At 53.5% G+C, this 23,384-nt stretch carries 20 protein-coding genes; 6 read left to right on the plus strand and 14 right to left on the minus strand.

Annotation, left to right across the window (positions count from 1 at the left end; genetic code table 11):
• Nucleotides 1-4: 4 nt before the first annotated feature.
• The 6 genes from KK078_RS07585 to KK078_RS07610 all read right to left on the minus strand — a co-directional run bounded on the left by KK078_RS07585 (nt 5) and on the right by KK078_RS07610 (nt 6,493).
• Nucleotides 5-937, minus strand: coding sequence for a DUF1266 domain-containing protein (locus KK078_RS07585; protein WP_254089649.1), 933 nt, complete (start codon nt 935-937; stop codon nt 5-7).
• 17 nt (nt 938-954) lie between these two features.
• Nucleotides 955-1,416, minus strand: a complete 462-nt coding sequence (locus KK078_RS07590; RefSeq protein WP_254089650.1) for a hypothetical protein — start codon at nt 1,414-1,416, stop codon at nt 955-957.
• Between the two features lie 31 nt (nt 1,417-1,447).
• Nucleotides 1,448-2,014, minus strand: a complete 567-nt coding sequence (locus tag KK078_RS07595; protein WP_254089651.1) for a LemA family protein — start codon at nt 2,012-2,014, stop codon at nt 1,448-1,450.
• Between the two features lie 5 nt (nt 2,015-2,019).
• Nucleotides 2,020-3,621: a DUF3137 domain-containing protein gene (locus tag KK078_RS07600; RefSeq protein WP_254089652.1), complete on the minus strand. Its 1,602-nt coding sequence runs from the start codon at nt 3,619-3,621 to the stop codon at nt 2,020-2,022.
• A 207-nt stretch (nt 3,622-3,828) separates the two neighbouring features.
• Complete coding sequence (locus KK078_RS07605; protein WP_254089653.1) at nt 3,829-4,566, minus strand: LytR/AlgR family response regulator transcription factor; 738 nt, start codon at nt 4,564-4,566, stop codon at nt 3,829-3,831.
• 16 nt (nt 4,567-4,582) lie between these two features.
• The gene (locus KK078_RS07610) at nt 4,583-6,493 is read right to left on the minus strand and encodes a sensor histidine kinase (protein ID WP_254089654.1); all 1,911 of its coding nucleotides are present in this window, start codon (nt 6,491-6,493) and stop codon (nt 4,583-4,585) included.
• A gap of 425 nt (nt 6,494-6,918) precedes the next feature.
• Here KK078_RS07610 and KK078_RS07615 point away from each other — a divergent pair, with 425 nt between their 5' ends.
• The 4 genes from KK078_RS07615 to KK078_RS07630 all read left to right on the plus strand — a co-directional run bounded on the left by KK078_RS07615 (nt 6,919) and on the right by KK078_RS07630 (nt 10,685).
• On the plus strand, nt 6,919-7,341 hold the full coding sequence (locus tag KK078_RS07615; RefSeq protein WP_254089655.1) for an ankyrin repeat domain-containing protein: 423 nt from the start codon (nt 6,919-6,921) through the stop codon (nt 7,339-7,341).
• Nucleotides 7,342-7,867: 526 nt separating this feature from the next.
• Nucleotides 7,868-8,899, plus strand: a complete 1,032-nt coding sequence (gene trhO, locus KK078_RS07620) for an oxygen-dependent tRNA uridine(34) hydroxylase TrhO (RefSeq protein ID WP_254089656.1) — start codon at nt 7,868-7,870, stop codon at nt 8,897-8,899.
• Between the two features lie 250 nt (nt 8,900-9,149).
• Nucleotides 9,150-9,680, plus strand: a complete 531-nt coding sequence (mog, locus tag KK078_RS07625) for a molybdopterin adenylyltransferase (RefSeq protein WP_254089657.1) — start codon at nt 9,150-9,152, stop codon at nt 9,678-9,680.
• A 24-nt stretch (nt 9,681-9,704) separates the two neighbouring features.
• A complete protein-coding gene (locus tag KK078_RS07630; protein WP_254089658.1) occupies nt 9,705-10,685 on the plus strand; it encodes a M23 family metallopeptidase in 981 nt (326 codons plus the stop codon).
• A 335-nt stretch (nt 10,686-11,020) separates the two neighbouring features.
• Here the strand turns inward: KK078_RS07630 and KK078_RS07635 are convergent, their stop codons facing one another.
• The 8 genes from KK078_RS07635 to KK078_RS07670 all read right to left on the minus strand — a co-directional run bounded on the left by KK078_RS07635 (nt 11,021) and on the right by KK078_RS07670 (nt 20,340).
• Nucleotides 11,021-12,169: a hypothetical protein gene (locus tag KK078_RS07635; protein ID WP_254089659.1), complete on the minus strand. Its 1,149-nt coding sequence runs from the start codon at nt 12,167-12,169 to the stop codon at nt 11,021-11,023.
• Between the two features lie 18 nt (nt 12,170-12,187).
• A complete protein-coding gene (locus KK078_RS07640) occupies nt 12,188-14,776 on the minus strand; it encodes a TonB-dependent receptor (protein ID WP_254089660.1) in 2,589 nt (862 codons plus the stop codon).
• Nucleotides 14,777-15,122: 346 nt separating this feature from the next.
• The gene (gene cysQ / locus KK078_RS07645) at nt 15,123-15,884 is read right to left on the minus strand and encodes a 3'(2'),5'-bisphosphate nucleotidase CysQ (RefSeq protein WP_254089723.1); all 762 of its coding nucleotides are present in this window, start codon (nt 15,882-15,884) and stop codon (nt 15,123-15,125) included.
• Complete coding sequence (gene cysN / locus KK078_RS07650; protein ID WP_254089661.1) at nt 15,884-17,140, minus strand: sulfate adenylyltransferase subunit CysN; 1,257 nt, start codon at nt 17,138-17,140, stop codon at nt 15,884-15,886. Before cysN ends, cysQ begins: the two co-directional genes overlap by 1 nt.
• 18 nt (nt 17,141-17,158) lie before the next feature.
• Nucleotides 17,159-18,067, minus strand: coding sequence for a sulfate adenylyltransferase subunit CysD (cysD, locus tag KK078_RS07655; protein WP_254089662.1), 909 nt, complete (start codon nt 18,065-18,067; stop codon nt 17,159-17,161).
• A gap of 36 nt (nt 18,068-18,103) precedes the next feature.
• On the minus strand, nt 18,104-18,706 hold the full coding sequence (gene cysC, locus KK078_RS07660; protein WP_254089663.1) for an adenylyl-sulfate kinase: 603 nt from the start codon (nt 18,704-18,706) through the stop codon (nt 18,104-18,106).
• A 237-nt stretch (nt 18,707-18,943) separates the two neighbouring features.
• Nucleotides 18,944-19,777: a 3-deoxy-8-phosphooctulonate synthase gene (kdsA, locus tag KK078_RS07665; RefSeq protein WP_254089664.1), complete on the minus strand. Its 834-nt coding sequence runs from the start codon at nt 19,775-19,777 to the stop codon at nt 18,944-18,946.
• Between the two features lie 23 nt (nt 19,778-19,800).
• Nucleotides 19,801-20,340 (minus strand): KdsC family phosphatase, encoded by a 540-nt coding sequence (locus KK078_RS07670; protein WP_254089665.1) that lies wholly within the window; start codon nt 20,338-20,340, stop codon nt 19,801-19,803.
• A gap of 135 nt (nt 20,341-20,475) precedes the next feature.
• Between KK078_RS07670 and KK078_RS07675 the strand changes: the two genes are divergently transcribed.
• Together KK078_RS07675 and KK078_RS07680 are read left to right on the plus strand one after the other, a co-directional pair.
• Nucleotides 20,476-22,920, plus strand: a complete 2,445-nt coding sequence (locus tag KK078_RS07675; RefSeq protein WP_254089666.1) for a penicillin acylase family protein — start codon at nt 20,476-20,478, stop codon at nt 22,918-22,920.
• Nucleotides 22,917-23,273 carry a hypothetical protein gene (locus KK078_RS07680; protein ID WP_254089667.1) on the plus strand — a complete coding sequence of 119 codons (357 nt, stop codon included), beginning with the start codon at nt 22,917-22,919 and terminating at the stop codon, nt 23,271-23,273. Before KK078_RS07675 ends, KK078_RS07680 begins: the two co-directional genes overlap by 4 nt.
• Nucleotides 23,274-23,384: the final 111 nt, after the last annotated feature.

The following is a 23,384-nucleotide window of genomic DNA, read 5'->3' on the forward strand; positions in this document are numbered from 1 at the left end:
CATATTACTTCCAGCTGACCTTCGTCCAGGGGCTTTTCGGATGCTGCAAGAGAACACCGTGCTGCTCTATCCGTTCGTCGAGGGCGTCACCTTCGCCGCTCCACATCGCAAACCCTGTCACGTAGCCCTCGGATAGTGCTTTCCAGGAATCATAGGTGCTGTACAGCTTTTGCGCAAACTCCTGGATCTTCTGCAACGCTTCGTCGCGTGTCAGATACTCGACGTCGAAGCCAAACCGGCACAGGTTGATGGCGCGGGTGAGATCCCAGGCGGTGACATCAGGAGTTTTTGCGGCGGCAAAAATTCCGTGACTGAGCAGGCCGGGATACCCTTCCAGGATGTGGGTAGCATAGGTCATGAGGCGCTCAGGCTCGATGTTGGTATCGACCAGGGCCTGCAGCGCAAGACCTTTGATACCGGCGCGCCATTCGGCTTTCGGCAGCGTACTGAGCTTGGCCCAGATGATATCGAAATATGCCTTGTGGCCATTCTTGTCCAGCCAGTCGAGCGTTCCCAGCAAGTCTTCGCGGGAGCCGATGTTCCAGGCATTTTCCAGGCCTTCAAGAATATCTTCTACAGGGCAATAGGTAGAGAGCGTGTTGAGGTATTGAGTGTTTCCATAGGCAATGTTTGCCCCGCAGAGCACGGCCTTGAGTTCGGCAGGCGTAAGATCAGAATCTTCTTTTACCTCAGGACTTTCGTCGAACATATTCAACATGTCGCCGGCCGGGGCCTGACCGGCCGCCATACCCATCAGATTCTGCAGGAACGGGTTGCTGCCCATGGCCTGATTGAGCTGGTCCTGAATGTTTTGCTGCATGCCCATGGCATTGTTCATATAGGAAAGCATCTGGTTCGGGTCGATGCCCATCGCAGCCCATTGTTTTTTCATTTCTTCCATCATCGGATTGATCGGTTCTTCTTTTTCTTCAGCCATGGTATTGTTGGTTTTTATCAAGCGGGCTGATTTTGCTTCTGGCCCTTCCAGAGCGTGCTGATGCCCACGTTGAGTTTTTCCTCTTTTACAGGGTAGCTGGTGCACAGCACATCCATTACGTCTGCATAAAAATCATTGCCGTTGCCGTAAATGATCCTGATCAGGAGGACGCCGATCAGGCCCGTTTGCCGGGACAGCGCCGTGAGCCACGGGCTGACGGAAGATTCATCGAATTTGAAAGTGGTTATACCGTCCTTGTGCACGGGTGTTATCAGGGTGCGGTGGTAGGCATTCTTCGCGATGAACACGCTGTTTTCACGCACGCCGGTGAGGGTTCTCTGCAGCCTGCTCTTTCCTTTGAGCTCAAGCTTCACCTCATACTTCGCGCCCAGTTTTTCCTCATAGTGTTTGTGCAGATCTTCAGCCTGAACAGTAGCTGCTACTGTGTAGGCGGTAACATTCCAATCAAGAAGTCCCATATCTATTATGTTTATAAATGTTTACGATTGATTACGATTTCTGAAAGAGGTCTTGTACGGCGACGCTTTGCCGTTGTACCTCGCTGGCATATTGCCATTGATGGGGCTTGAAGCCAAATATCCTGGCAATGATGTTCAACGGAAACAGCACGGTGCTCGTGTTGTAGTCCGTGATTGATGCGCTCAGGAAGCGTCTTCCTGCGGCGATCTGTTCCTCGCATTCCTGAAAGCTGTATTGCAGTTTGGCGAACTGGCTTCCTGCCTTCAGTTCCGGGTAGTTCTCCACCTGGATCATAATCTGTCGCAGGATAGAGCTGCCTTCTTCGGGTCTTACGTACGGATTGTTGGCTTGTGTGGCGGCAGGGTGCCTCAGTACGGTGATCTTCTCCAGGGTCTCACGTTCAAATACCATATATTGTTTGACAGAGGCGATTAGGTTCGGCAGCAGATCCGCGCGTTGGATGAAGAGCGCGTCAAGGGACGAAATGGCGTTCTCGATCTGGTTGCGCTTTTTCGAAAGTCTATTGAACAGGCTTATTCCATAGACCATCAACGCCACGGGCGTTCCGATGAAGGCGATGTAGGGTATGTAGTGCATGCCGGTTATTTTTTCCAGAGGGCCTGGTTGAGTTTCAGTGTGTCGATCATCGCCAGCTGCTCGGTGAGCTCCTGGTAGATACGGTCGAGCAATGCGAGGTCGATCTTTGTAAACATCATTCCGTAGGCGGCGTTGCCCACTTCCGTGGCGTTTTCCGAGTTGGTGGCCATGACGATGTTATTTTGATTGATGGCCATGTAGAGCTTTCCTTTGTTCCGCTTATTGATGGCTTTGAGGCGTTCCATCATGACCGGGGTGAGTACATACCGGGCCACTACCTGGTCGTCACAGTATACGTTGAACTGTTCCTGAAAATCGGGGTCCTCCAGGAGGATCTTATTTCCTTCGGTGTTGAGGTAGCTTGTGGTCGTGCTGTCGTTGATGGCACCGAATACACCTTTCCGTGGATGAATGTATATCGGTGTCGGAAAGGTTTTGTGAAAGCGGGCCACAAAGTAATTGCCGGAAAAGACGCAGTCGTCGGGATCTCTCTCGCTGGTGAAATTGGGTCTGTAGGTGACGGTGAGGTTACAGGATTGGAACGGCACACCATTGTGCATGCCGATGATCTGGTCACCGCCGGTGATGCTGTAGTTCTCTTCTGTGAACAATCCGGCGTGCAGCCACTCGCGCAGTCCGATGTGTGCTTTCTCGATATACTCGAAGCCGGGGTTGATGTAGTGCACCAGGCGTGAGAAAACCGACTTCTTGAATGCGGTGAAGTTGGTGTTGCCGTTGGAAATTTTTCGTTTATAGAAGAAGTAGTATCCGACACCCACCACGCTGGAGAAACCAACAAAGGTCATCATCAGTTTAAATATGTCGGCAGGGTCCGTCATAGCCGAGCCGCCGCTTACAAAAAACCAGACCATAGTTCCCACGAAGGCCAATGCGATGAATACCTGTACAACGAATATGTTCTGCACGGAGCCCCTGCCCTGCTCCATGTCCTTCAGCTGTCCTGAGAATTCGGCCTCGGCGTACCGGTGGAAATCGGTCAGTGAAGGCAACGGTTGCGCCGGGGGTTGTTTTTTTACCGGTGCATCTTCTGTTTCTGCCGGAGCTGCATCCCCATACAGCTGATCCATGATCGACTCGTAATGGCCGAGGTCAGCCTGACTGAGGACCCGCTTGATCTCCGGGGCGAGTTCTTCAACCACCGGCAGCTCGTAGCCCCTATCGTTCAGGGAGATGTGCAAGTAGTGCACAGGATTAAGCCGGATTTTTATCCAGTGCAGGGGGATGGTGGTGAGGTACGCTTTGTTTTCCGAAACGATGGTGCAAGCTGTGTTTTGCTGGAGCATGTCGAAGACCTTGTGGGTATTCTTCTCGCGCTGGAAGACGTCGAAAAGTTTCTTCGCGGGGTAGATCAATGACAACAGCAGTCCCACCGGGATGGCCCACTTGTAATAGACACCGAAGTCGCTGGATGCCACACCGGCAATGGCCTGCTGGTTATACAGGATCAGGTTCGGAAGGGCATAAATCCAGAGAAGCGCCAGTACAATGGTTGCGAGTATGGCGACGAGGATGATATTGCGCAATACGATTCTCTTTTCGCGGGCGCATTGGTGTAGGATGACCTGTTTTACTTCCTGGCGTGTCATGTCCGATGGTTTTGTTCTCTTACGGCGTTTTTTGTACTTCTGCTGAATTGTGAAGTAAAGGTAGGTGACCGAATGAGGCCAAATGCGGGAGATTGATATCCGCAGGGGGTGGGTTGATATTCGCGGGTTACCGGGGGATATGCGCTGAGGGAGGGCGTCGTTTGTCGCCTCCCTTCTAACATGTCTGCTATTTTCTGGTTTCCGTGTCTATGCCAGTCTTTCGATGTAGTCTATAACGATGGATTTTTTACGATCGGAAACGGGGATTTTGTGGGTGTTGGTAAGGAGGAGCTCGCCTTCTTTGTAATAGCGGCTGATGTAATTGACGTTTACCATATAGGATTGGTGGCAGCGGATGAAGGTGTCTTCGGGGAGCAGGGCCTCGTACTCTTTCAGAACTTTGGACATAATGATCTTGCTGCCGTCCTTCAGGTGGAAGGTGGTGTAACCTTTGTCGCTTTGGCAATAGACAATGTCTTCCATGGCCACTATCTGGATGAAGTCGAAGTTTTTAAGGACGATCCTTCGCGGCGGGTCTTTTTTCTGGTAGTGGCTATCGGCTATTTCGAGTTGTTGTTTTGTTAAACGATACGCCTCTGTCTTCTTATGGCACCTGTCTATGGTTTCGTTGAAGGCGGCGGTATCTACGGGCTTCAGCAAATAGGCGAATGCTCCCAGGTTAAGGGCATCGATCGCGTATTGGTTGTAGGCGGTAATAAAGATAATGTGGGCGTCTGTTTTTATGTTGTTGAAGAGCGTGAAGCAGGTACCGTCTTTCAGCTCGATGTCGGCCAGGATGAGGTCCGGTTGCAGCTGCTGGATCTCTTTTTGTGCTGTGGCTATATCGGCAGCATGGCCCACTACCTGCAGGTAGGGTATATTGCCCGCCAGCGAGAGGATGTATTCACGGATATTTACTTCGTCTTCGAGGATATAAACTTTCATTACATTCATGGGGTTATCAGGCGGCAAGCACGGGGATGTATATGTTTACTTCGGTCCCTTTTCCAAATGCCGCATTGGTATGTGTTTCAAACCAGGCTTTCCGGCTGCCGTTGTTAAACAGGATATCGAGCCGCTCCTGTGTGATGATCCGCGACAGCGATGTCTTCCCGGAAAGTGCCGTCGGCTGTTCTTCGATGCCCACGCCGTTGTCGCCGATGTCGATGTGCAATCGCTGCACGTCCAGGCGGATGGTAATCTGCAGCTGGCCTTTATAACTGATATTCTTGAAGCCGTGCTCGATGGCGTTCTCCACAAAGGGTTGGAGGAGCATGGGTGGGATCATGATCGCTTCGGTGTCGAGGTCCTGAACGTCGATGCGGTAGTCGAACATATTGGCAAAGCGCATCTGTTGCAGCTCGATGTAGTTCTTCAGGGAGGTGATCTCGTCCTCCAGGGAGATCATCTCGTGGCGGTTCAGCTCCAGGATATTACGCATCAACCGTGAGAACGACACGAGGTAGGCGTTGGCCTCCTGTTTTTTTCCACCGCCGATAAGTCCCTGCAAGTTAGCGATGGCATTGTATATGAAGTGGGGATTCAGCTGCATCTGCCGGGTTTTCTGTTCCAGTGCCATACGTTTGTTTTCCAGTGAAAGCTTTTCATTCCTTTCGGTCAGGAGGCGGCGGCGATAAAGATTGTACATAAACAATAGCACGATGAGGATCAGCAGGCCGGTGGCGGCAAAGATCCACCGTTGCTGGGTGATGATCTTTTCGTTCAGGGCATTGGTGGTTTGCAGGGAGGCTATCGCATGGTCCTTCTTTTCCGTTTCGTAGCGCGTGTGGATCTGTTCTATTTTCGTAGCCTGGATGGCTTCCGTGTTGCGGGCATATATCTGAAATACGGAGTCGAGGGCGATGTGCGCATTACGGCAATCTCCCATACTCCAGTACGTTTCATTGAGCCCGCCGTAAATTTCCGTGAGGTCGGCGGTAGGAACGTTTTCTTCCGCCCACCGTATGGCTTCCCTGAAATAGTGAATCGCCGAATCGGGCTGATGATTATCCAGTACGATTTTGGCCATGTTGTTGAACGCGACAATATCGAGAAGGCCTTTTCGTTTCAAATACTGAAAATATTTTCGATAGCCATTGACGGCTTCGGCGTAGTGGCCCGTGAGCGCTTGCAACTGCGATTCGCCCTCGTAGGTACGCATAAGTGTGAGGCTGTCATTGATCAGCAAGGCCAGCTTACGGCAGCTGTCGAGGTGCACGCGCATAGCCTTGGTATCCGTGTCTCTCACTGCGAGTATAAACAGGATCGCGTGATAACGCTGTCTGACCGTAATCTGATCTTTGAACGGATGGTTCTTGTAGTAAAGGTGCGTGTATGCTGCGGCCTTTTCACTGTTCTGGTTCCTGTAGTAGAATCTGGCGAGAAGGTCGTACAATTTGTAGGTGAATGGACTCTTGGTTTTTTCCGCTTTCGCAATCACGTGCATGATGGCGGCCATGAGCGCGGAATCGGCAATATCGGCTTCGTTTGTCGAGCTGGCCAGAATGGCATATTCTTTTAGAATGGAGAGCCCGGAACGTTCATCCGGCTTCATGTTCCGGTAGTAGATCAATGCGCTGTCGGACTTATTCTTGAGTTGTAGAAGATAGCCATGAAGGTAGTTGTAGCAGGGATTGCCAGGGTATTCCGTCGAGTCGAACTCTTCCAGCATCAGGCTGATCTGTTCTATACGCTTTGGCGCGGGCAATGTGTCCATCGCCAGGAAAGCCTGTATGTAGTCGTATTCTGAAACAACGTAATTCTTTACAGGTGGATTTTTCTCGTCGCGCTTATTGCAGGAAAAAAGGCTGGCTATCAGTAGACATGCGATAGCCAGGGGGGCCGGGTTTGCTCTCGCGACGAGTTTGTTCATTCAGAAAATCATTCAAACACGTCAATATACGATATCCGGTCTATACGAAGTTATCAGTTCCCGTCGAATGCCGATGAACCCGCGCAAGCGCAAGAACATCCGCTCGTTAAAAAGTCTTTCGGGTCTAATGCAAAGTGCTCTCTATCAGGAGGATTATAGGTAACCAGGAATACTTGCTTTATCTGAGACCTCTTCGGTACATCTTGCACCATTATCGAGGTTTCAGGTTACCCTTCTTTTAAATAATATTCTACCACCGGCCATCCCAGGGCGTAGTCTAAGCCAGCATGTTTCCACCGCCGGTCAGAAAAAAGAATCTGATCAGTAGGGCGGGGTTAAAATTTATTTTAAACATCAGAAATCTTAAACGAGCCCCGACATTCTCTTAATTTGTCAGTTTATAACTACTCACTGACACGAGCCTCATGGCAACTTTCACATTTACGGGAGACTGGGTGCCTCATATAGAAATTCCCGCCTTGAATGAATTCAAACTGACCTACAACGTGACCACGCCGGTGCCGGGGCCATCCACGCCCCGAACGATCGATCCGCCGGTGGGGTTCAGCGGGATGACCTTTCTGGCATATGCCTGCAAGTGCGGAAACGAAGAGCTCATTCGCTACATCCTGTCCAGGAAGCCTCCTTCCCTCAAAGGCTGTATGTATTACCTTCCGGATAACAGAGAAATGATTCAGCTGCTGCTCGACGCCGGGGCTGATATCAACGATTGCGACCGGCACCATAGGACAGTCGTAGCCGGCAAAGTAGACACCTTGCGGGAACTGTACGCCAAGGGTGCTGCTCCCGGGCTGATTGACGAGATGACATACTTAAACAGTATATGATCCGAAATGGCTTGGTGATTCTATACCAAATTAAACAGCATTCGTATACAGCAGACTCAAATAATCAGCGATTCCTGGAATTTCACTTTCTCGACTTCGATGATGGAGATACTGCAACAACATGACACAACTGACTGCTGCGGACCGGATGGGCCCTCCGTCACTTAGCGCCGCTAAAACGCCGATCTGACGGTATTTCTCATTGAGAAAAAGAAAACCTGGGGCGCCATACTGACAAAATCATCGCGACGAATGCCCGTTTCTGACCAAATACGAAGGTTTTGCGTCGGAATATTCGGGTTAAACCAACATTAATATTGGCGTTCGTTGCTACCTTTGCAGGGTTGGTTCTTTGAAATAGCATGATTTTGATAAAGTGGGATATGGTCTTAATTGTATGGCGTTCTTTTTTCTGGTCTGACCAAAATTTACATGACGTTAAACAGTGCAGTTTTAGCTGAAAAGAGACACCTAAGACCTCTTAGGTACATCTCAGACCAGTATTTACTGACCTGCAATTAATCACATGGCATTGTACAATCGCGTTGATGGCCGTCTTCTCAAGGAGAAGATGCTCGCCACCCCGGAGAAACGGGTAACGATCTCCTTCTACAAATATCACCACCTGTCCGACCCCGTTGCCTTCCGCGACCAGCTCTACCGCGACCTGGAAGCCCTCGGCGTATTGGGCCGGATCTATGTAGCATCCGAGGGGATCAATGCCCAGATCAGCGTGCCCGAGCAACAATTCGAGGCCTTCCGCAACCACCTGTACGCCATCGACTGGATGAACGGGCTGCGACTCAACGTCGCCGTCGAAGACAACGGCAAGTCGTTCTTCAAGCTCAAGATCCTGGTGCGCAAAAAGATCGTAGCCGACGGCCTCGACGACAGCACCTTTGACGTGACCAACACCGGCACCCACGTAGACGCCGAAGGCTTTCACAAGCTGGCCGACGATCCGAACACCATCATCATCGACATGCGCAACCACTACGAAAGCGAAGTAGGCCACTTCCAGGGCGCCATCCTTCCCAACGTAGACACCTTCCGCGAAGAGCTGCAAATCGCCGAAGACCTGATGCGCGACCAGAAGGATAAAAATCTCCTGATGTACTGCACCGGCGGCATCCGCTGCGAAAAAGCCAGCGCCTGGATGAAACACATCGGATTCAAAAATGTATTCCAGCTCAACGGCGGCATCATCAAATACGCGCAGGAGATCAAAGAGAAAGGGCTCGGGAGCAAGTTCATCGGTAAGAACTTCGTCTTTGACGAGCGCCTGGGCGAGCGCATCACCAACGACATCATCGCCGTCTGCCACCAATGCGGCAAACCCTGCGACGATCACACCAACTGTAAGAACGACGGTTGTCATTTGCTTTTCATTCAGTGCGAGGATTGCAAGCAACAATACAACAACTGCTGCTCTGCTGAGTGTAAAGACACCATAGCCCTGCCCGAAGACGTTCAAAAAGAGCTCCGCCGCGGCATCAACAAAGGCCGGCAGGTGTTCAAAAAGGGCCGCTCCGAGAACATTCGCCACAACACCAGGTAAAGGCAAAACGGTAAAAGCTGCCCGCGGTCTTACGACAGGCCACAGAGCCGTTTTGTTTGGATATGAGTGTATATAGAAATGGTTTTTTTATAGTCCTTTAGGGCTATTTCAATTCTATTTAAATGCTATTTTAATTCTATGTCAATACTATTATATACCCGGAGTAACCCGCCCTTTGCGACCAGCCGCACCCGGATTTTCGAGGTTTTTTAAGGTTTTTCCTTTATGTTGCCCCGTCAAACCGCCCGACATGACCATCCGGATAGGCATTATCAATGTTTCAGACCGCGCCAGCCAGGGAATCTATGAAGACATCCCCGGCAAGGCCATCGCCCAGACTTTACAAGAATATCTCACCAGTCCCTGGGAACAGGAATATGCCGTCATTCCCGACGAACAACCCCTGATCGAGCAGACCATGATCGACATGGCCGACAACCGCCGCTGCTGCCTGATCATCACCTCGGGTGGCACAGGCCCCGCCAGGCGCGATGTTACGCCGGAAGCCACCGAAGCCGTTTGCCAGAAGATGCTGCCGGGCTTCGGAGAGTTGATGCGGGCCAAAAGTCTTACATACGTACCCACAGCCATTCTTTCGCGCCAGACCGCCGGTATCAGGAACCGGACTTTAATCGTAAATTTACCCGGGAAACCAAAGGCCATCCGGCAATGCCTGGATGCCGTCTTTCCAGCGATACCATATTGCATTGACCTGCTGGAAGGGCCGTTTATCGAATGTAACAGTGCTATTATGCCGGTTTTCCGGCCTCAATCTAGTTAATTTGCAGACCTACTTGTAGTTACCATGGCCAGAATCAAGTATTACTACGACACAGAAACCTGTAAGTACGAACGTGTAAAAACCAAGACCAGCGATGTGGTCATGAACGCGCTGGGTATCCTTTCCCTGACCATGATCATGGCCGTAGGCCTCATGATCCTGTTCGCCAACTATTTCGAATCTCCCAAAGAGCTCATTCTCAAAAACGAGATCAAGGAGCTGGAATATTACTACGACAAGCTCAGCAAGGACGTTGAGAACATGAACAACATCCTGGGGGGCATCGAGCACCGTGACGACAACATTTACCGCGTGGTGCTGGGTGCCGAGCCTATCGACAAATCCATCCGCGACGCGGGCGTAGGCGGCGTGGACCGCTACAAAGACATTCGCGAAAAAAGCATCGACCACGAAGAGATCGTGCTGAACCTCAACGAAAAGGTCGACCTGCTGCGCCGCAAGATCTACATCGAATCCAAGTCTCAGGACGAAGTGGTGAAGATGGCGGAAAAGAAAGAGAAGCTCTACGCGGCCATTCCGGCCATACAGCCTATCTCCAACAAACAACTGGTGGCCCTGGCCTCCGGTTTCGGCTGGCGTACACACCCCATCTACAAAGTGAAAAAACTACACACCGGCATTGACTTCGCCGCCTCTATCGGTACGCCGATCTACGCCACCGCCGACGGCACCGTGGCCGAGGTCAGCGTCAAGTTCAGCGGCTATGGCAAAATGGTGGAAGTCAACCACGGCTTCGGCTACCGCACGCGCTACGCGCACATGCACGAGTTTGCCGTCCGCTCGGGACAAAACATAAAACGCGGCGACCTCATCGGCTACGTCGGCAACACGGGCTTGTCCACCGCCCCCCACCTGCACTACGAAGTGCTGATCAACGGCGACCAGGTAGACCCCGTCCACTATTTTTACAACGACCTCACGGCCGCGGAATACGAAAAGGTCCTGGAACTGGCTTCTATCGAGAACCAGTCACTGGGTATGTAGGCCGAACGGCTAAAAGCAATATCACGATCAGTCATCTGAGGGCGCCTGTTGGGCGTCCTCTTTCGTTAGCCTGCGTCCTGGAGTTATTCTCCGGTCAGCTCCGTCCACAAGCGCGAGCCGCAAGCCCCCGAAGCTGGTAATAAGTAGATTTAATCTCCACCAGATCAGGAACTCGCCGGCTTAAGTCTGGGATAACTCTAGCGTAAGTCTAGGGTGTCCCCCTGGTATCCCCCACTCGCAGGCAATTTCAGAGCCTCCATTACCATTGTCCATGGTGCTAAACGCAACGAGGGCGCCCTGGGGCGCCCTCGTCCGATATTTCTATAAGTCGTCGTTTATTTCACAAAGCGTACGTACTTGCCGCCCTCCTTGATCATCACAACTGTCTCAAACCCGGCGCTGCCTGTATAGACGGCGAAGGTCACAGCATACTTTTGTCCCTCTGCGGCATTCGGGAAGAGGCTCTGCAACAGAAAATCCAGCCCGGCAGTGATTTCCGTGTCATCCCAGTAGTTGGCGCTGCTGGAACGGCGATCGAAGTTGCCGAAGGAGTTTGCGTTGTCAGCGTCGGAGTTTCCGAGGCCTTTATTGGCGGCAATCGCCTTGTAGTCGGCGGCAGCCAATCGATAGGCAATAGTGTTATCCGGAATCCAGGTTGCACCGTCGTACTCAAATGACAGGGTGGCCGGCATGACGTCCTGTTGTGCTGCCCACTGCGTGCCTGTATACGTCAGCATGACAATTTCGTCCACGGTAACGCGGGCGCCCCCAACGGTATAGGTAAATGCATACGCGGCAAAGCGAACTTCATCCTTGTTGGCAAACAGAAAGCGCTGGTTGAACAGTATGGCAATGCGGTCGATCGCTGTCGTACGGTTGTCGAAGTTGTCGAACGACTGGCCCATAAAGCGATAGTCGGCCCGAGTAATCACATACGGCAAAAGCCAGGCATCGTTGTATCGAAGCACTTTGCTGACAGAGTCCTTTTGAGCCGGATCGCCGTTCGCGGCTTTAACAGGAAAGGAGTATTTCAGGTTTAGCAAATCGAAATTCTCCACGGCCGGCCACACATACGTTGCCGCCTTAAAAACATCGGACTGGTTTTGTAAAGTAAGCGTCGGCTCGGTGATGGCATTGTAATCCGCTTCTGTCAATGTATACGGCCGAATGCTGTCGACGCGAATCGGTGAATACAGCTTGTAGGTCACCTGCACCTTTGATCCTTTTTGCAGCTTCGGATACTTCGCCGCCAGCATGTGCGGTATAAATTCCTTGGCCTGACCTACCGAAGTGAAATTTTTATTTTTAGCAATGTCCGCACCACCATCTACTTTGGCAACCGCATTATAGTCGGCGTCCACCAGGGTATAGTCATAGTTCTCTCCCCGCGCATCGAGCTCGTCATAAATGTCTTCATACGGGTCGCAGGCGAAGACTACCAGCAGCGAGGCTATGCCCGCCATATAGTTTAAATAATTCTTCATGTCAACAGTGTTTTCAGGTTAGAAACTAATTTTCAGGCCCAGGCTCCAAGTACGACCAAAGCCGTAATACACAAATGACGACTGCCAGTCGCTGTCAACGCCGTCGCTTGCGTTCTTGATGTTGTCGGTATCAAACAGATTGTACACGTTGCCCGACAGCGTACCGTTGATGCCCTCTGAAATGATGAATTTGTACGAAGCATTCAAATCTACCAGACCGAAGTCCGGCATCTTCCAGGGATCTTTGCCGCTGTATTTTTCATCGTTGCGGCTCAACGGGTCATAGTACGCGTAGTTATTGGCGAAATAGGTATAATCGAATGCCAGATGGAAGTCGTCAAAAAGCTCGTAGCGGGCACCCAAGGCAGCCGTAGTCTGCGCCGAACCGCCCACGTGGGTATCTTTAATAAAGAGGTTTACCGTGCGAACCTGTGTTTGCGTGTCGTCGAATACCGGCACATCCGTCAGGTTATTCTGCCAGGTCCAGTCTCCGACCGACAACATCCCGTTCAGAGTCAGGTTGCTGGTAGGGATCGCCTTCAGATCGATCTCTACACCCTGGTGTAATGCATTCACCCCCGTGATGTTCGCCGTCAGCGGCGGGTTGCCCGGTGTTGCCGAAGCTACGTTCTGCGCAAAAAACTTATCCCTCCAGCGGGTATGATACACGTTGACATTCGCGGTCAGGATGCCGCTGCGATAGCCGTATCCTACTTCAAAGCTGGTAATCTTTTCGGGCGCCGCATCTTTGTTCACATCGTTTCTGAAGTTCCGGAATACCGCGTCGACAAAAGGAGCACGTTCAAAATAACCGATGTTGGCAAACACGTTGTGGTTGTCTGTCACGTTATAGTTGGCTCCACCTTTTGCACCCCAGCCAAAGAAGTTGTAGTACGGGGTCTCCTGGTTGGGGTCTGAGTCGAGGTAGTTGAAATAATCGATGCGTTTATAGCTGGTGTTAGAACCTTGCAGCGTAAGGAAGGTCGTAAGTTTATCCACCGTGTATTCAGCTTGCACGAAGGCGCCTTCCCAGATCACTACGTTATCGTTGTTATAGAGGATCTTATCTCCTTCTTCGGCCCGGGCACCCGGGTTATTGACGTTGGTTGCATCGGGATAATACTGGCCGCCCAGCAGGTCTGTCAACTCGGTAAAGTGTTCACCGTAGTAATAGCGGAAATCGATCCCTCCCAGGATGCTCAAGTTAGAGCCTACTTGCTTGTTCAGCGTAGACAGTAAACCATACCATGTATGGTCGTTACGCGAAGCACGCAGAATGGCAGCAGAACCTGCCGTGCCCCGGGCTTCGTTCACGTCCATGATCGCGTCAAAGTCGATCGCGCCGTCGGTGCGCAACCCGCCACTGGCAGCGTCCGTGCTGAACACGTTGGGTGTACCCGACACTGTCGTCACACCACCACCCCCACCAGTACCGAACGATGCATACGCCACCGTCGACAGTTCCGTATTTTCGTTGATGGTCCAGTAGTGGTTCAACGAGAACAACGGTTTGGTGTAGAAATTGTCTTCCGCCCACGTAACCTTGCCATTCTTATAGCCCCAATCCGGGTTGTAGCGAATACCGCGTTTGTTATCCCGGATTGTCTCGATCGTCGAGCGGTTCTGACGCTGACCGTGACGCTGCTGGGCGCCCAGTGCCGTGAAAGTAATCTCGTGCTGGGTGTTGAACTTCTTCGCAAGCGCCAGATAATATTCGTAACCGCTGAACTGTGTGCCGTCGGCATAACCATCACCCTTCGTCTGCCCCAGTGACAATGACAGCGCAAAGCCCTTTTCGGACAGGCCGGTATTCAGTGCCAGCGTTTGTTTCTGATAGTTGTTGTTACCAGTACCTAAGAAAACACTTCCCCCGCGCTGCGCGGCAGAAGCTTTTGAGATCACGTTGATCGTACCCCCCACAGATGGGATCGCCACTTTCGAAGCCCCCAGACCGCGTTGCACCTGTACAGTACCGGCGGCATTAGCCAGACCTACCCAGTTCGACCAGTATACCGTGCCGTTCTCCATATCATTTACCGGTATACCGTTGATCAGTACACCCACATTGGTGCTTTCAAAACCGCGAATGGTAATTTGCGAGTCGCCGTAACCACCGCCGGCTTTGTTTACATATACACCGGGTGTAGTTTGCAGAATCTCGGGAAACTCCTGGTTGCCCAGTTTGGTCTCGATCGCTTCCGCTCGTACCGTGGATAATGCTACCGGGGTTTTCCGGTCGATACCGATCGAGGCCACGATACTGATTTCGTCCAAGCCAATGGCTTCGCTGGCCAACCGGATTTGTCCGGCATTGACTGCCTTATCCGCTGTAACCGTTACGGCTACTTCTTTGGAAGTATACCCTATAAACGAAATTGTGATAGTTGCCGGCCCGGCTGGAACACCTTCAAGTGTGAATTTGCCATCGGCATCGGTCGTAACACCCGTTGTTGTGCCTTTCAGCAGAACGCTGGCACCGACAACGGTTTCGTCCGTCTCATTGTCTACGACAGCGCCGCGAACGGAGCCCGTTTGTGCGAGTGATACTATCGCTGTTACAAGCATCAAGCCGATGCTCAAACAGGCGAAACGTAAAATTTTCACCATAGCTTTTGTTTTAGGTTGAGTGTAAGTTAGTGGTGTAAAAATACCCGACCTCTTAGAGATTAACTTTACTCGGCGTTTAAATCTTTCAATGATTTATTGACATTAAGATAACATACCGATCGCTGCTTAATCGGTATAATGCAGTGTTTGACGGGCCTCAACAAAGATAAATAGTCGTTCTTACACGTAAACAAAACATTCTATGGCAATGCTTGCGCTATGACTTACATCGTTTGCGAAATATACTGTCGCGACAATATGAACCCGATTAAATAATTTAACAACAGCTAAAAATTAAAAAGCGGCGTAAAAAAAGATGTAGTAGCAATTCCACACCCCGGCTCCGTCAAAGCACAAGAAAAGAAGGATTCAGCAGCGAGGGTTTGTTATATACCAGCTCGTGTTCCTGCCCTGCCTGCAGAATGCGCAGGCCCGTTTCGTGTAAGATCGCATGCGGGGCCGCGGTATCCCACTCCATCGTGGGTGCATAGCGGGGATATACATCCGCCGCGCCTTCCGCCAACAACATAAATTTCAAACTACTGCCTTTCGACAACAACGACGGTGCTTCCAGCGCATCGACAAAATCTTTTGTTTCCGCATTCATATACGAGCGCGACGCCACCACGCGCAGGCGCGGCTGATCCAGGGTGACCGGCGTACGACGCGCCAGGGCCTCTGCCTTCCCCTCGCGCGCGCGGAACGCACCGTGCCCCTCCACAGCGTAATATACATCGCCGGTAACGGGCACCGCCACCACGCCCAGTACCGGGCGCTGCTGATGAATAATGGCGATATTTACCGTGAATTCGCCGTTGCGTTTGAGAAATTCTTTTGTGCCGTCCAGGGGGTCGACCATCCAGAAGTATGGCAGGTCCTTGCGGGTATCGTAGGGCATCTCCTTTCCTTCTTCGCTCAGCACAAAAAGCCCCGTGGGCGCCAGGTGCCCGGCAATGACCGCGTGCGCCAGCTTGTCGGCACGGGTCACGGGCGACTGGTCGCCTTTGGCTTCTGCCTGAAAATCGCCGGAGGTATATACTTCCAGGATCACCTGGCAGGCCTCGCGGGCGGCGTTCAGCGCGATGGGTAGTAGCGCGGGCAGATCCATCAAACGATCATGCCCGCCGCGACGGTCTCGTTGGTGCTTTCGTCTACCAATATCACACTGCCCGTAATGCGGTTCTTGCGATAGCTGTCGATCAGCAGCGGCTGCGCCGTGCGGATCCTTACGCGGGCAATGTCGTTCATCGTCAGCTGGTCGATGTTTTCCAGGCGGTGCAGCGAGTTGATGTCCAGCTTGTATTGGATCTCTTTCAGCACACCGCGCACTTCGCGTGACGTGTGGCGTACATAGAGCTTGGTATTGAGGTTGACGGGGCGCTGGTTCATCCAGCACAGCATCAGGTCGATGTCTTGCTCGGCCTGCGGCTGGTTGTTGGGCTTGGCAATAACATCGCCGCGACTGATGTCGATCTCGTCTTCCAGCGTCAGCGTGACCGACATCGGCGCGAAGGCCTCCTCCAGCAGCTCACTACCAAAGTGGATCGCCTTTACCTTCGACTGAAATCCCGAAGGCAATACCGTCACATCATCTCCCGGGCGGAAAATACCACCCGCCACGCGGCCCGCATAGCCGCGAAAGTCATGATGCTCTTTCGACTGCGGACGCACCACGTATTGCACGGGGAAGCGGCTGTCGATATGGTTATGATCGCTTTCAATATGCACGGTCTCCAGCATGTGCAGCAGCGTCGCGCCCTGGTACCAGCTCATGGCCTCCGAGCGGTTTACGACGTTGTCGCCCGCCAGCGCGCTGATCGGTACAAATTGGATATCCGATACTTCGAGCTTCGAGGAGAACGCTTTATACTCGTCGACGATGCGCTCGTACACAGACTGGTCGTATTCCACGAGGTCCATTTTATTCACGCAGACGATGATGTGCGGGATCTTCAGCAACGAAGCGATGAACGAGTGGCGGAACGTCTGCTCGACCAATCCTTTGCGCGCATCGATAAGGATCAACGCCAGGTTGGCGGTCGAGGCCCCGGTCACCATGTTGCGGGTATATTGAATATGGCCCGGTGTATCGGCAATGATGAATTTACGCTTGGGCGTGGCAAAATAACGATAGGCCACGTCGATGGTGATGCCCTGCTCACGCTCGGATTTTAAGCCGTCGGTCAGCAGCGACAGGTCCACATAATCGAACCCTTTCTTGGCACTCGAGGCTTCCACGGCGGCAAGCTGGTCTTCAAAGATTGACTTGCTGTCGTACAACAGGCGGCCGATCAGGGTGCTCTTTCCGTCGTCTACACTGCCGGCTGTTGTAAAACGTAGAAGCTGGTTGTTGATATTGCTCATGGTGGTGGTCGTCTTGGTTTAGAAGTAGCCTGATTTTTTCCGGTCTTCCATGGCGGTCTCCGAGCGCTTGTCGTCCGCGCGCGTGCCCCGCTCCGTCTTCCGCGAAGAGGCTACCTCTTCGATGATCTTTTCAATGGTGTCGGCAAACGATTCTACCGCGCCCGTGATCGGCATGTCGCCGCAGGTACGGAAACGCACGATGCGCTTCGTGGGGATCTCGCCGGCCTTCAACTGCAGCCAGGGTGACGTCGACAACAAGGCGCCGTCGCGTTCGATCACCTCGCGCTCGTGCGACAGGTAGAGCGTCGGGATCGGGATGTTCTCGCTATAGATGTATTGCCACACATCCATCTCCGTCCAGTTCGAGATGGGGAACACCCGGAAGTGCTCGCCGATGTGTTTGCGGCCGTTAAACAAGTTCCAGAGCTCCGGGCGCTGGTTCTTCGGGTCCCACTGGCCGAACTCGTCGCGGTGTGAAAAGAACCGCTCCTTGGCGCGTGCCTTCTCTTCGTCGCGCCGCGCGCCGCCCATGGCGGCATCGAACTTATGTTGTTCGATCGTGTCCAGCAGTGTGACGGTCTGCAGGGCGTTTCGGCTGGCGTTGACACCCGTCTCTTCGCGCACACGGCCTTTGTCGATGCTCTCCTGTACCGAGCCTACGATCAGCTTTACGCCGAGCTCGTTCACGAGCCAGTCGCGATACTCCATCGTCTCCGGAAAATTATGACCGGTGTCGATGTGTACCAGGGGAAACGGGATCCGCGCCGGCGCGAACGCCTTGCGCGAGAGATACGCCAGGACAATAGAATCCTTGCCGCCCGAAAACAGCAGTGCGGGTTTTTCGAACTGCGCGACAACTTCACGGATCACGAAGATCGCTTCGGCTTCCAGTTCTTTTAAGTGACTCAGGTAATATGGATTACTCATGTTCTAAAGTTCAGGTCAATTCACACATATAACATTTTACACGGCTGCTTTCAGGCTGATCCGGCTGCGGAGGAACGAAAGCAACGTTTCCATCGATTCTTCCACGCTTTGCAAATGCGTGGGAATATGTACATCAGGCTGTACGGGTGGCTCATACGGCGAGTCGATTCCTGTAAAGTTCTTTACCTCGCCGGCACGTGCCTTTTTATACAGCCCCTTCACGTCGCGCTGCTCGCATACTTCCAGCGGCGCATCGACAAACACTTCAACAAAATTCTCCGCCCCTACGATCGCCCGCACCTGCTCGCGGTCTGCCGCAAACGGCGAGATGAAAGCCGACAATACGATCATGCCCGCATCGACAAACAGCCGCGACACCTCACCGATGCGACGGATGTTCTCCACGCGGCCTTCGTCGGTGAACGAAAGGTCCTTGTTCAGACCGTTGCGAATGTTGTCGCCGTCCAGCAGGTATGTCTTGAAGCCCTGCAGGTGCAGGTGGGCTTCCAGCTGTACCGCCAGGGTGGATTTACCCGAGCCTGAAAGACCGGTAAACCACAGGACAACCGCGCGCTGTTGCAGCAATGCCTCACGCTGCGCCTGGCTGACCTTAGTTTGTATGGGATAAATATGATTCACGATGATACAGAAAGTTGGTGGTGGATAAATACAGTGCAGAGGTGAGCCGGGAGGCTCAACACAAGTAGCAACAACAATGAATATGCGCCTTCTTCATAAAAACCACTAAACTGGTAGATATTACAAAGGTAAAACGAATGCAGCAGTGTGCAAGGAAAAAATTGGAAAGGTTAAGGGAAATTCGATCGTACAAACACTCGGTAGTACCGAATTTCCCCTTTTTATCGATTGCGGAGCTTAGTGGTGCAGCGTGTGCAGCTCCCAGTAACGTTTGAGCATCCGCAGAAAGTCCTCCATCTGGTGCAGGGGGATCATGTTGGGGCCATCGCTCAAGGCCTTTTCAGGGTTCGGGTGTGTTTCGATAAAGAAACCATCCACGCCGGCAGCGGCCGCAGCACGGGCCAGGAACGGCGCAAACTCGCGCTGACCGCCCGACGAGCCTCCTTTGCCGCCCGGCTGCTGCACCGAGTGGGTCACGTCAAAGATCACCGGTGTATACTGCCGCATGATGGGCAGCGAGCGCATGTCCACCACCAGGGTGTGATAGCCAAAGCTGGCGCCACGCTCGGTCAGGAACACGTTATTGTTACCCTCGCCGCGCACTTTGTCTACGGCGTATTTCATGTCTTCGGGCGCCATGAACTGGCCCTTCTTGATCTTGACCGCTTTGCCGGTACGGGCCGCGGCTTTCAGCAGGTCGGTCTGCCGGCACAGGAAGGCCGGGATCTGCAGCACGTCTGCTACCTCGGCAGCCTCCGCGCACTGGTACGACTCGTGCACGTCGGTGACGATCGGCACCTGCAGGTCTTTCTTCACGCGGCGCAGGATATCCAACCCACCCTCTACACTCGGCCCGCGGTACGAACCCGACGAGGTGCGGTTGGCTTTGTCGAACGACGACTTGAAGACATAAGAAATATCGAGCTTCTCACACAGGGCCTTTACCTGCGAGCCGGTCTCCATGCAAATGTCATAGCTCTCGGCCGCGCAGGGGCCTCCAAACAGCACCATGCGTTCACCCCCGAGGGTGATGCGGTCGGCGATCTGTACGGTATCTTTAAACTTATCCATAATTTGTTTTTTCTTCGTTGGTCCTAAACATCCAAAATCTGGTCGAACTCACCACGTGCCGCCAGCACGAGGTCGCCTACTTCGCGCAGCACGCCACGACCGCCCTTGGCAAAGGTCACCAGGTGTACGCGTTCTTTGATATAGTCGAAGGTATCGCACGGGCAAACCGCCAGGCCGGCACGCGACAGGGTGGCCAGGTCGTTGATATCGTCGCCGATGAAGGCTACTTCCTTCAGCTTCAGCTTATAGTGCTTGGCGAGCTTCTCGAACGTCGAAGCTTTGTCCATGATACCCTGGTGGCAGAAGTCCACTTTGAGCTCGGCGCAGCGTTTGGCCGTCGCGCCCGACTCGCGGCCCGAGATTGCCCCGGTAAGGATACCCGCACGCTTCAGGTGGGAAATGATCTGTCCGTCCTTGACGTTGAAGTTCTTGATCTCGCGGCCGTTCTCGTCGTAAATGATCTTACTGTCGGTCAGCACGCCGTCCACATCAAAGAAGATCGCCTTGATCAGGCCCGCCCGACGGACCTGCTCCTTGGTGTATTTGGATAAAATCTGTTTCAAACGATTTAGCTAAATTTTTTCGTGGAAAATCCATCCGAAAATTAGGAAAAGCTTTCTATTTTGAACGGAAAAAGTTTGAGCCGGCCCCGCTCACGGCTTTAAACACGATATTATTATTTCCGGAACCGCCCCGACATGCGCTTATTTAAGTTCTTCGTCTCCTTTGCCATGACCCTGGCCCTCGTGTATTTCCTGGACAACCGCTGGGTGATCGGCAAGGCTCCCCTCCCACCGCTGGGCAAGCTGCTCGACCCGTTCCACGGCTTTTGGCAAAATATCGAACCCCGGGGCTATAAGCCTCCCGCGGAGCTGCAGATACCCGGCCTGCAAGACAAGGTCACGCTGGTGTTCGACAGCCTGGCCGTACCGCACATCTTTGCCTCGAACGATGCCGACCTATACCTGGCGCAAGGCTATATCACCGCCATGCACCGCCTCTGGCAGATGGAGATCCAGACACATGCCGCCGCGGGGCGCGTCGCCGAGATCGCAGGCCCTGCCGGACTCGAGAACGACCGCTATATGCGCCGCCTGGGCATGGCCTACGGCGCGCAGCATGCGCTCGAATCGATGATGAAGAACGACACAACGCGGATGATGATCGAAAAATATGCCGAGGGTATCAACGCTTATATCCAGTCGCTCCACTACGGCGACCTGGCGTTCGAATACAAACTCCTGGACTACCGGCCCGAGCCGTGGACGCCCCTCAAGTCGGCGTTGCTGCTCAAGAACATGGCCTACAGCCTGTGTATGCGCGACAAGGACATGGAAATGACCAACGCCCTGCGGCTCTTCGGCCCCGAGGTGGTCGACCTGCTTTACCCCGACCAGGAAGGTGTCGGCGAACCCATCGTCGACCAGCCCGGCAGTTGGAAGTTTGCCGGCGTATTGTCAGACTCGGTACCGATGGCCCTGCCGCCCGAGCTGATCCAGGTAAAAAAGAAACCCGGCGCCGACCCGACCACGGGCAGCAACAACTGGGCGGTGCACGGCAGCAAGACCGCCACCGGCACGCCCATGCTTTGCAACGACCCGCACCTCAACCTGTCGCTGCCGTCGCTGTGGTACGTCGTCCAGCTCCACGGTCCCGGCGCCAACTGCATGGGCGCATCCCTGCCCGGTACCCCGGGCATCATCATCGGCTTTACCGACTCCGTGGCATGGGGCGTGACCAATGCGCAACGCGACCTCATCGACTGGTTCCGCATTACCTATAAAGACAGCAGCCGCCGGCAATACCGGCTCGACGAGCGCTGGGCCGACACCCGGCCCGTTGTCGAAACGATCGCGGTACGCGGCGAAGATGCCGTATCCGACACCGTCTATTATACCCACTGGGGACCGATCACATACGACCACACGTTCCGCAGCAACAACAACCACGTCGACTATGCCTTCCGTTGGATCGCCCACGATCCGTCGCTCGAGTTGCTGACCTTTTACAAGCTGAACCGCGCGCGCAGCTTTGACGACTATAAAGAAGCGCTGAACACCTACCAGGCGCCCGCGCAGAACTTTGTCTTTGCCTCCGTGCAGGGCGATGTCGCCATGCGCATCCAGGGTAAGTTCCCGGCACGCCGCAAGAATGAAGGCCGCTTTGTGCTCGACGGCAGCATCCGCACCAACGGCTGGCAGGCGTTTATACCGGTGGAGCAGAACATCACCTATCGCAATCCGCCGCGCGGCTTCGTCAGCTCCGCCAACCAATACCCGGTAGACAATACCTATCCGTATTATATCACCGCATCTTCCTGGGAAGCGTATCGCAACCGCCGCATCAACAGCGTCCTGGGCCAGGACACCAGCCTTACCGTGGCGGACATGATGGCCCTGCAAACCGACAACTACAACCTGAAGGCGGCCGAAAGCTTACCGGCGTGGTTGAAACAGCTCGACTCGGCCCGCCTCTCTCCTGCCGAGATGACGGCCTTCGACATCCTGAAAGCCTGGAACTATACCAACACCGCCGACGCCGAAGGAGCCGCCTACTACGAAGCCTGGTGGGACAGCCTGTACCCCGGGTTGATCTGGGACGAGCTGCTCAAAGGCGACACCTTGCTGGACGTTCCTTCCACATATACAACCCTCCGGCTGATGCGCGAAAAGCCCGACCTGGCATTCTTCGACATCCAACGGACACCGCAGAAAGAGACCGTCGCCGACATTGTACGCCTGGCCTTCAGCAAGAGTGTGCAGACAGTCGAGCAATGGAAAAAAGACCACGCCGGCAGCACAAAGGTGCCGTGGGGCGCCTATAAAGACAGTCGCATCAACCACCTGCTGCGCCTGGAGCCGCTCAGCGCAGCAGTGAATGCCGGTGGTAATCACGACATCGTCAACGCGTTTTCAAAGACGCATGGACCGTCGTGGAGAATGGTCGTAAGCCTGGAGAAGACCGGTGTCAAAGCCTGGGGATTATACCCCGGTGGACAGTCGGGCAACCCGGGCAGTCCGCACTACGCAGACATGATCGACCCGTGGGTGAACGGAAAGTATCCCGCGCTGCATTTTCTACAAACTGCCGGCCAGGCGGCCGACAGGTTTTCCTCTATTGTGCTAACACCCTCTGAAGAATGAAATTCCTGCTGCAACTGATCGTGATCTTTGTTTTGGCCTACGTACTCGAGCTCTTCTTTCCGTGGTACGTCATCGTGGTGGCCGCCTTCTTTGCCGGGTACGTTGTGCGTTCGGGGGCTAATTTTCTTGCGGGGTTCCTGGCCATCGCGTCGCTGTGGGCGCTCAAGGCATGGATGATCGACTCCCAAGCCTCGACCGACCTGAGCACGCGCGTAGCGCGCATCTTCACGCTGCAAGACAACACGTTGCTGTTTGTCATGACCGCGGTGGTCGGTGGACTTGTAGGAGGTTTTGCAGCCTTGTCGGGGGCGTTGTTGAAACCGGCCAAGAAGAAATGGTACGAGAAAAGATAAACTATTTTGCCCCGGCTTGGCGATAGTTTACGGGCAACTTCTATATTTGCACTTCCTTTTTGAAAAAGCCCGTTTTTGAGGCCAAAAGGCAAGCCCGCTAAGGGATGCCAC

It is taken from the genome of Dawidia soli (assembly GCF_018598185.1).
Taxonomy (GTDB): Bacteria; Bacteroidota; Bacteroidia; order Cytophagales; family Cyclobacteriaceae; genus Ohtaekwangia; species Ohtaekwangia soli.